This is a genomic window from Variovorax sp. YR752, assembly GCF_943372545.1.
The window spans coordinates 1-6,747 of record NZ_CALRZC010000329.1 but is presented as its reverse complement, the minus strand read 5'-3'; the positions used below and the strand labels follow the sequence as shown (position 1 = coordinate 6,747).

Annotated in this window: 8 protein-coding genes; 1 reads left to right on the top strand and 7 read right to left on the bottom strand. The window is 67.9% G+C overall.

Annotation, left to right across the window (positions count from 1 at the left end; genetic code table 11):
- Nucleotides 1-223: 223 nt before the first annotated feature.
- The 3 genes from AAG801_RS39065 to AAG801_RS39055 are packed head-to-tail and all read right to left on the bottom strand — an operon-like array spanning nucleotide 224 to nucleotide 1,693.
- Nucleotides 224-577 (bottom strand): hypothetical protein, encoded by a 354-nt coding sequence (locus AAG801_RS39065; protein ID WP_153281335.1) that lies wholly within the window; start codon nucleotides 575-577, stop codon nucleotides 224-226.
- Entirely contained in the window at nucleotides 574-1,173 is a 600-nt protein-coding gene (locus tag AAG801_RS39060) for a cob(I)yrinic acid a,c-diamide adenosyltransferase (protein ID WP_062473752.1), read from the bottom strand. The genes AAG801_RS39065 and AAG801_RS39060 overlap by 4 nt, the downstream gene beginning before the upstream one ends.
- Before the next feature lie 19 nt (nucleotides 1,174-1,192).
- Complete coding sequence (locus tag AAG801_RS39055; protein ID WP_341893258.1) at nucleotides 1,193-1,693, bottom strand: DinB family protein; 501 nt, start codon at nucleotides 1,691-1,693, stop codon at nucleotides 1,193-1,195.
- Between the two features lie 76 nt (nucleotides 1,694-1,769).
- Here AAG801_RS39055 and AAG801_RS39050 point away from each other — a divergent pair, with 76 nt between their 5' ends.
- On the top strand, nucleotides 1,770-3,194 hold the full coding sequence (locus tag AAG801_RS39050) for an FAD-linked oxidase C-terminal domain-containing protein (protein WP_101490650.1): 1,425 nt from the start codon (nucleotides 1,770-1,772) through the stop codon (nucleotides 3,192-3,194).
- Nucleotides 3,195-3,279: 85 nt separating this feature from the next.
- On the opposite strand, the gene AAG801_RS39045 is transcribed toward AAG801_RS39050, so the two are convergent.
- The 4 genes from AAG801_RS39045 to AAG801_RS39030 form a co-directional block, all read right to left on the bottom strand.
- Nucleotides 3,280-4,179, bottom strand: a complete 900-nt coding sequence (locus AAG801_RS39045; RefSeq protein WP_101490651.1) for a CsgG/HfaB family protein — start codon at nucleotides 4,177-4,179, stop codon at nucleotides 3,280-3,282.
- Nucleotides 4,180-4,303: 124 nt separating this feature from the next.
- Nucleotides 4,304-5,257: a ParB/RepB/Spo0J family partition protein gene (locus AAG801_RS39040; protein WP_101490652.1), complete on the bottom strand. Its 954-nt coding sequence runs from the start codon at nucleotides 5,255-5,257 to the stop codon at nucleotides 4,304-4,306.
- Nucleotides 5,257-5,802, bottom strand: a complete 546-nt coding sequence (locus AAG801_RS39035) for an alpha/beta fold hydrolase (RefSeq protein WP_192194292.1) — start codon at nucleotides 5,800-5,802, stop codon at nucleotides 5,257-5,259. The genes AAG801_RS39040 and AAG801_RS39035 overlap by 1 nt, the downstream gene beginning before the upstream one ends.
- Before the next feature lie 48 nt (nucleotides 5,803-5,850).
- The coding region (locus tag AAG801_RS39030) for an AAA family ATPase (RefSeq protein ID WP_341893257.1) at nucleotides 5,851-6,747 on the bottom strand (897 nt) is incomplete at its 5' end.

Below are 6,747 nucleotides of genomic sequence, written 5' to 3'. Positions count from 1 at the left end.
GGGCAAGGACTTCTCTCACCTCACGCAGGCCCAGTTCGATCGCATCGCCAATGAAATGAACGGTCGACCAAGACAGACACTTGGCTTTGCCAACCCTGCTGAGGTACTCTGGCAGACCGTTGCATCGACGGGTTGAGCCCGCCGGAGCCCGAAGGGCGGGGGACATTCGCGGAGCAAGGTTCCCCGTCGGCGGGAGCGTCGCCCTGAACAGCAGCAGAAAAAATCAGGGCGCGTTGCCCTGCGGCCCCACAGGCGGTGGTGCCGCGCGCCCGCTCGAGCCCGGTGCCAGCTTGCGTCCGAAGGACTCGCCCACGTTGCGCACAGGCCGGCTGGCTTTTTCCGACACATTGCTCACGCCGCGCCGCGTGGCCGCATCGGCGCGGTTGACGCCACGGCCGGCGGCGTTGGTGCCGCGTTGCACGCTGCCCACCACCTTGCCATTGCGCGACGGCGATGGGATGGTGTGGGCGCGTTCGGCCTGCGGCGGGTTGTCGGCGCTCTGCGCCTGCGCAGTGACGGGCAGCCAGAGCGCGGCGGCGATGGCGGCGAGCGATGCGGTGATGTGGAAGGTTTTCATGGCGTCGTCCCCTGGGAGTGGTCTTCGGATTCGGCGGCGGCCGCGCGGGCCATGCGCTCGCTCTTCCAGTACACGTCGTCGCCGCCGTTCATGCGGTTGAGCACGCGTGCGAGCACGAAGAGCAAGTCGCTGAGCCGGTTGAGGTACTGGCGCGGCGCGTCGTTGAGTTCGGTGGTGGCACCGAGCGACACCACGGCGCGCTCGGCACGCCGCGCCACGGTGCGGCACACATGCGCGAGCGATGCGGCGCGCGTGCCGGCAGGCAGGATGAATTCGGCCAGGCGCGGCAAGGCGGCGTTGTGGTCGGCCAGTGCGTTGTCGATCTGCAGCAGCGCCTCGGGCTTGAGCAGCGTGAAACCGGGCATCGAGAGTTCGCCGCCGAGGTTGAAGAGCTGGTGCTGCACATCGACCAGCAGCTCGCGCACGGGCTCTGGCAGCGGCTCGCACAGCAGCACGCCGATGTGCGAGTTGAGTTCGTCCACGTCGCCCATCGCGTGCACGCGCAAGTGGTCCTTGGGCACGCGGGTGTTGTCGCCGAGGCCGGTGGTGCCGTCGTCGCCGGTGCGGGTGGCGATCTGGGAAAGTCGGTTGCCCATGGGCGCTCCTCTGCTCGGTTCAGGTCGTGAGGCTGGCGGCGTCGATCTTGCCGGCCAGCCATTGCAGTCCGGCCAGATGCTGCTGGTCGTGACTGCACAGATAGTGGATGAGGCTGCGCATCGTGAGCGGGCCGTAGCCCTCGAACACGGCGGTGCGCGCAAGCTGCGCATCGCTCAGCTGCGAGACGATTTCCATCGTCTGCACGCGGGCGAGGCGGAACTCGGCGAGCACGGTTGCCGCATCGGCCGCCCCGTAATTGCGTTCGATGGCGAGTGGCTCGCTGTCGATCGATGCGAGCGTCGGATGGGTCTCGGCGAGCGTGCGGCGAAAGCGCACGTGGTAGCCCTCGATCTCGATGTCGCGCACATGGCACAGCTGCTCGATGGCGGTGAAGGCTTCGCTGGGCACGCCCTCCCACGAAGGCGGCGCCCAGTGCCGGAAGACCTGGGGAATGGCCGCGTAGTGGGCTTCGAGCTGCGAGGGAAAGGCCGCAAGGGCTGCAAGGGTCGTGGGGTTCATGTCTTCTACTGAAGCGCATTATGGTGCGCGCTCCGTAAAATGACCGATCCCCCTCAGCCCCTCCAGGAGACGCCCGATGAACGCCCCGACTTCCACCTCGCACCTGATGCCGGCGCTCCATCTGCGCGATGTGCCCGCAGCCCTGATCGACGGGCTGAAGGCGCGCTTCGGCGACAACTGTTCCACGGCGATGGCCGTGCGCACGCAGCACGGGCGCGACGAGTCGTCGTTCGACGCACCGCCCCCCTCGGCCGTGGTGTTCGCCGAAAGCACGCAGGATGTTGCCGATGCCGTGAAGCTCGCCAGCGAACACAGCGTGCCGGTCATCCCCTTCGGCGTCGGCTCTTCGCTCGAAGGCCACCTGCTCGCGGTGCAAGGCGGCATCAGCATCGACGTGTCGCGCATGAACCAGGTGCTGTCGATCAACGCCGACGACCTCACGGTGACGGTGCAGCCGGGCGTCACGCGCAAGCAGCTCAACGAAGAGATCAAGAGCACGGGCCTGTTCTTCCCCATCGACCCGGGCGCAGACGCTTCCATCGGCGGCATGACGGCCACGCGCGCGAGCGGCACGAACGCGGTGCGCTACGGCACGATGCGCGAGAACGTGCTGGCGCTCGAAGTGGTGACGGCGGCGGGTGAAGTGATCCGCACCGGCACGCGCGCGAAGAAGTCGTCCGCCGGTTATGACCTCACGCGCCTCATGGTGGGCAGCGAAGGCACGCTGGGCGTGGTGACCGAGGTCACGCTGCGCATCTACCCGCTGCCCGAGGCGGTGTCGGCCGCGATCTGCTCGTTCCCGAGCATCGAGGCCGCCGTGCGCACCACCATCGAGACGATCCAGCTCGGCGTGCCGATTGCGCGCGTGGAACTGATCGACGTGAACACGGTGCGCATGGTCAATGCCTACGCCAAGCTGAACCTGCGCGAAGAGCCGATGCTGCTGATGGAATTCCATGGCTCGCCGGCTGGTGTGAAGGAGCAGGCCGAGACGGTGCAGGAACTCGCCAGCGGCCACGGCGGCAATGCCTTCGAATGGGCCAGCACGCCGGAAGAACGCACGCGCCTGTGGACCGCGCGGCACAACAGCTACTTCGCGGCCGTGCAGTCGCGCCCGGGCTGCCGCGTGATCTCCACCGACACCTGCGTGCCGATCTCGCGCCTGGCCGACTGCCTGCTCGACTCGGTGGCCGAAGCCGATGCCAGCGGCATCCCCTACTTCCTCGTCGGCCACGTGGGCGACGGCAACTTCCACTTCGGCTACCTGCTCGACCCGAACATCCCCGAAGAGCGCGTGAAGGCCGAGGAGCTCAATCACAAGTTGGTGACTCGCGCGCTGGCGCTCGAAGGCACCTGCACGGGCGAGCACGGCGTGGGCCTGCACAAGATGGACTTCCTGGTGACCGAAGCGGGTGTGGGTGCGATCGACATGATGCGCACGATCAAGCGCGCGCTCGACCCGAAGAACATCATGAACCCGGGCAAGATCTTCAGCCTCTGAGCGTTCTCGCTCCCGCGTAAAAAAGCCCGGCGGCTCGCAAGAGCGCCGGGCTTTTTCGTGGGCCTGAACGAAGGCCGACAGTTTCTTACCTGCGGCGGCGCGCCGGTGCCGGCTCCGGCGGCACGTAGGTCTGCGACGGAGCGGCACCGCCGTCCACGCCCAAGCGGCCACCGCCGCCGAGGCCCTGCCCGCGCACCGTCTGCGCCTTGTAGTTGCGCAGCGAACGGACCATCTGGTTGAAAGCGTCCATGAAGGCTGCGGCGATCACCTTGCCCTGTGCGGTGTTCGTGTAGCCGCCGAGGCCACCGGCGCCGCTGCGACCGGCCAGGCCACCGAAGGCGCCGAAGTCGGTCTTGGAAGCACTGCCCTCGGCTGCTGCGACCTGCACGCCCGAGCGGTTGTCGATGAGCGTCAGCAGCGCGCTGGCTTCCTTGGTCTGCATGCTGCCGCCGACGGCCGCGATGGCGCGGCCACGGCCGCCACCCACGAGGCCGCCGAGCGCGCCGCCGATGCCACCGGCATCGCTGTTGCTGAACACGATCTCGGGCGACAGGCCGTAGTCGGAGGCCACCATCTGGCCGCGGCCGAAGTTGCTGCCGCCGCGCATCTCGCCCGACTGTTGCAGTGCGCGTTCACGCGTCATGGCGTTCATGCCGGCTGCGCCGCGTTCGACCACGATGAAGCAGTTCGACTGCTGCACCAGCAAACGCAACAGATTTGCAGTAGGCGGCAGGCGGTATTCGCCCGTGAGGATGGTGTACCAGCCGGCGTTGACGTTCTCGACCAGCGACACGGTGCCCAGTGGCGATTCGCAGCGCTCGAGCTGGCTGCTCGCGCCCGCCGTGGCACCGCCGGCGGCGCTGCCCGTGGCCGTGGTCTTGGCCGATTGGCTGCCCATCTGCATGTCGGTGGTGGCGCAGCCCGTGAGCAGCAGCGCGCCGACGGCGACCGCGGCGAACGGAAACTTGGTGACGAAGAACGGCATGGAGGGCTCCCTCGGTTCGATGGTGGTGGTCTTGCAAAACTGGAAGAAAAACCGCGATCGAGGATACGCGGAAAGGATTGCAGGAATCAATCAACCAAACGAACGCAGGGGCCCGCGTTCACAACTAGGCCGTTCGGCGGATGCGCTCGATGAGTCCGTTGAGTGCTTCGATGGAGCCGAAGTGAATCGCCAGCTCGCCGCTTTCGCCGCGTTTCGTGCGCTTCTTGATGCGCACCTCGACCTCGGCCGTCAGCAGGTCGGCCAGCTCTTCTTCGACGCGCTGCAGGTCGCGCGATTTCTCGCCGGCATTGCCGCGCCGCGAGGGCGTGAGCGTGAACTCGGCCGCGAGCTTCTTCACCAGCGCCTCGGCCTCGCGCACCGACATCTTCTTGGCGGCGATCTGGTTGGCGGCGGTGATCTGCGTGCCGCGGTCGAGCGACAGCAGCGCGCGCGCGTGGCCCATGTCGATGTCGCCGGCCATCAGCATCAGCTGCGCGGGCTCGGCGAGGTTCAGCAGGCGCAGCAGGTTGCTGGCGGCACTGCGCGAACGGCCGACGGCCTGGGCTGCCATCTCGTGAGTGAGCCCAAACTCTGTGACGAGGCGTTGCAGGCCTTGGGCTTCTTCCAGCGGGTTGAGGTCTTCGCGCTGGATGTTCTCGATGAGCGACATGGCCGCCGCGGCCTCGTTGGGCACGTCGCGCACCAGCACCGGCACAGTGTCCAGGCCCGCGAGCCGGGCGGCACGGAAGCGCCGCTCGCCCGCGATGATTTCGTACTCGGCGTTCTTGGCCGCGGCCGATTCGGCATCGAGCCGGCGCACCAGGATCGGCTGCATGATGCCCTGCACCTTGATGCTCTCGGCCAGCTCGTACAGCGCGCCCTCGTCCATGCGGGTGCGCGGCTGGTAGACGCCGGCCACCATCTGGTCGAGCTTCAGGGTGTTGGGGTTCTGCGGTGCGCCGCCCTCTTCTGCCGAGGTGCCGCCGAGCGGGCCGCCATGGTCGGCGGAGGGTGCGGCCGTCGGGCCGAGCAGCGCTTCGAGGCCGCGGCCCAGGCCCTTGGGTTTCTTGGTCGCCATCAGTGCGTGTCTTTCGAGAGGTCGTTCAGGAGTTGTCGGCCTTCGGGCCAGTCGCCCAGGCCGGATTCGGCGTTCAGGTGGCCGCCCTTGCCGGCGTCGACGAAGCGTGCGCCCCAGTCGCTGGCCAGCTGCTTCGAGCGCGAGGCTTCGCAGTACGGGTCGTCGTTGGCGGCGATCAGCACGGCCGGAAACGGCAGCGGCTGGCGCACGATGGGTGCCCAGCCGGGAATCAGTTGGCGCAGGTCGTCACGCTCCAGGTCGCCGGGGGCCACCAGCAGCGCGCCGCGCACCTTGTGCGTGTTGCGCGAGTGAGCGGCCCAAGCGGCGGTGAGGATGCAGCCGAGGCTGTGCGCAGCCAGCACCACCGGGCCCGGCGCGGCCAGCACTTCTTCTTCGAGGCGGATCGACCAGTCGCCGCGCAGCGGGCGCATCCACTCATGCTGGTCGACGCGGCGGTCGCCGTAGACCGACTCCCAGCGGGTCTGCCAATGGCCGGGGCCGCTGTTCTGCCATCCGGGCAGCAGCAGGATGCGGGGTTCACTCATGGCTGGTTGCTACGAACTTGATAGCGCCTGTCGCCCATCGGGCGAGCATCAGACGGGGTTTTGGTCGGTATCGGCGACGGAAGAAGCTGAAGGCGCTGCGGCCAGCACATCGTCGGGAATCGGCAGGTCGGGCACCACGCGCGGTGCAGGCGTGACCGGCGGTGCCACCGCACCCGAGGCGAAAGCGCTCGCGGGCGGCATCTTGGCGACCAGCTCTTCAGCGAAGGCGATGAAGGCCTGGCTGCCGCGGGCGGACGGATCGAACACCACGCCCGGCAGGCCGTAGCTCGGCGCTTCGGCAAGGCGCACATTGCGCGGGATCACGGTGTCGAACACCTTGTCGCCGAAGTGAGACTTGAGCTGCTCGCTCACCTGCTGCTGCAGCGTGATGCGCGGATCGAACATCACGCGCAGCAGGCCGATGATCTGCAGGTTCTTGTTGAGGTTGGCGTGCACCTGCTTGATGGTGTTGACCAGGTCCGTGAGCCCTTCGAGCGCGAAGTACTCGCACTGCATCGGCACGATCACGCCGTGGGCCGCGCACAGGCCGTTGAGCGTCAGCAGGCTCAGGCTCGGCGGGCAGTCGATCAGCACGAAGTCGTACTCGGCGCCGACGGCGGCCAGCGCGGTGCGCAGGCGCTTTTCGCGGCGGTCGAGCGCCACCATTTCGACTTCGGCGCCGGCCAGCTCACGGTTGGCGCCCAGCACGTCGTAGCTGGCTTCGGCCTCGATGAGCTTGTCGGACTTCACCCGCGCCTCGGCCACCGAGGCCGATTCGAGCAGCACGTCGTACACCGTGAGCTCCAGCTGGCGCTTGTCGATGCCCGAGCCCATGGTCGCGTTGCCCTGGGGATCGAGGTCGATCATCAGCACGCGCTGGCCTACTTTGGCCAGGCCGGCGGCGAGATTGACAGTGGTGGTGGTCTTGCCGACGCCGCCCTTCTG

What these genes read in the sequence shown, in the direction of transcription:
- AAG801_RS39055 (WP_341893258.1), bottom strand. Translation starts at nt 1,693, where the DNA reads ATGAACCCCACGACCCTTGCAGCCCTTGCGGCCTTTCCCTCGCAGCTC.
- AAG801_RS39040 (WP_101490652.1), bottom strand. Translation starts at nt 5,257, where the DNA reads ATGGCGACCAAGAAACCCAAGGGCCTGGGCCGCGGCCTCGAAGCGCTG.
- AAG801_RS39065 (WP_153281335.1), bottom strand. Translation starts at nt 577, where the DNA reads ATGAAAACCTTCCACATCACCGCATCGCTCGCCGCCATCGCCGCCGCG.
- AAG801_RS39035 (WP_192194292.1), bottom strand. Translation starts at nt 5,802, where the DNA reads ATGAGTGAACCCCGCATCCTGCTGCTGCCCGGATGGCAGAACAGCGGC.
- AAG801_RS39045 (WP_101490651.1), bottom strand. Translation starts at nt 4,179, where the DNA reads ATGCCGTTCTTCGTCACCAAGTTTCCGTTCGCCGCGGTCGCCGTCGGC.
- AAG801_RS39060 (WP_062473752.1), bottom strand. Translation starts at nt 1,173, where the DNA reads ATGGGCAACCGACTTTCCCAGATCGCCACCCGCACCGGCGACGACGGC.
- AAG801_RS39050 (WP_101490650.1), top strand. Translation starts at nt 1,770, where the DNA reads ATGAACGCCCCGACTTCCACCTCGCACCTGATGCCGGCGCTCCATCTG.